1 protein-coding gene is annotated in these 1,671 nt (G+C 65.5%); it reads right to left on the reverse strand.

What is annotated here, in order from left to right:
• Nucleotides 1-92: 92 nt before the first annotated feature.
• On the reverse strand, nucleotides 93-1,430 hold the full coding sequence (locus BC793_RS48550) for an IS110 family RNA-guided transposase (RefSeq protein ID WP_109603419.1): 1,338 nt from the start codon (nucleotides 1,428-1,430) through the stop codon (nucleotides 93-95).
• Nucleotides 1,431-1,671: the final 241 nt, after the last annotated feature.

Raw genomic sequence — 1,671 nt, forward strand, 5'->3', positions numbered from 1 at the left:
CTGACCGGAAAAACACCTTGACCACGGCCTTGTTTGGGCATGGGTGATCACCGGGTCGGTCTGGTCGACAGGCCGGCTCGGTGGGGAGATTGTCAGCCGAGCGGGGCGAGGGTGACGGTCTGGCCGAGTGCTTCGAGTTGCTGGACGAGATGGCGGATCCTGCGGCCTTTGTCGATCCGGGTGGTGTGGTGATCGGGGCCGAGGTCGTGGAAGCGTCGGGTGGGGTCGGCGAGGAGGTGCCAGACGGTGGTAAGGATGGATCTGGCGACCGCGACGAGGGCTTTGAGTTTGCCGCGGCGTTTGACGATGCGACGGTAGCGTTCGCCGAGGAAGGTGTTGGTCTTGGCGGCGGCGGTGGCTGCTTCGCCGAGGATGCCTTTGAGGTAGGGGTTGCCCTTGCCGGTTCTGCCGGCACGTTGCCGGGTTCCGGATTGGATGGTTCTCGGAGTGAGTTTCGCCCAGGACGCCAAATGGCCGGCGGTCGGGAACCTGGTCATGTCCAGGCCTATCTCGGCGAGGATGACCTGGGCGGACAGGTGGCTGATGCCGGGGATTTCGTCGAGGCGTTCAATCGCGGTCAACGTGGTGGCGTCGAGATGATGGGCGTTGCCGTCATGGGTGGGGGCGTCTGCGGCGGGGATCGCGGCGATGACGGCTTCGATGCGGGTGGTGAGCTGGTCGACCTGCCGGCCGAGGGTGTCGATCTGGTCGAGCAGCATCCGGGCGAGTTCGGCGTGGTGGTCGTCGAAACGGCCGGTCAGTGCTTCGACGAGGGCGGGGTGTTTGCCGCGCATCCGGCCGCGGGCCATGCCGGCCAGAACCTGGGGGTCGTCTTCGCCGCGGATGAGGGCCTCGATCATGTCGCGGGTGGAGAGAGTGTCGAGTTTGCTGGCCACGGAGGAGATCTTGATCAGGGCGTCTTCGAGGAGTTTCTCCAGGCGTTGCCAGTGGCGGGTGGTCTCGCGGGTGAAGTCGATGCGCATCCGGGTGTAGTCGCGTAAGGCCCGTACGGGGGCCGGGGGGACGAACGAGGGTCGTAGGAGTCCTTTCTCGGTGAGTTTCGCGAGCCACACCGCATCGAGTTTGTCTGTTTTGGGTCGTCCGGGGACGTTCTTGACGTCGCGGGCGTTGACCAGTTGCACGTCCAGGCCCTGCGATTCGAGCAGGTAGAACCAGATCCGCCAGTAGTCGCTGGTGGACTCGACCGTCACTTTCTGCACGCCGAACTCGAGCAGGCGGCAGGCCAGGGTCAGTACGGCGTTGGTCGTGGCGGGGGTGTCCCAGACCCGGCTGATCCGCCGGCCCGGCCGGGCCGGGTCCGGGATCCGGACGCAGACCTTGCCGAACTCCTTGGCCACATCGATCGCGGCGACACGATCGATGAGCTGCTCATGGTCGGCGTCGGGAATCTCTTCGATCTCGTTGGTCATCCTGACCGCCTCCTGATCGCCGCAGCACGGGTGGGACGGGCTGCCCGGGGGCCACGGTCGGGAACCGAGATTCTGACCGGCGTGCTCGAAGCAACAGTGCGTGACCCTTCAAGGTCGGGCCCCAACGTCAAACTGACCTACGGGTTCGTATCCCAAGGGGAAACACCGACGTTGGCGGGCGGCCCACCCTGATTTTCACGCCTGCGAGGCGTCACCGGAAGGGATAGGAGAACTGACCTGA

This window comes from Actinoplanes xinjiangensis (assembly GCF_003148685.1).
GTDB classification, from domain to species: Bacteria; Actinomycetota; Actinomycetes; order Mycobacteriales; family Micromonosporaceae; genus Actinoplanes; species Actinoplanes xinjiangensis.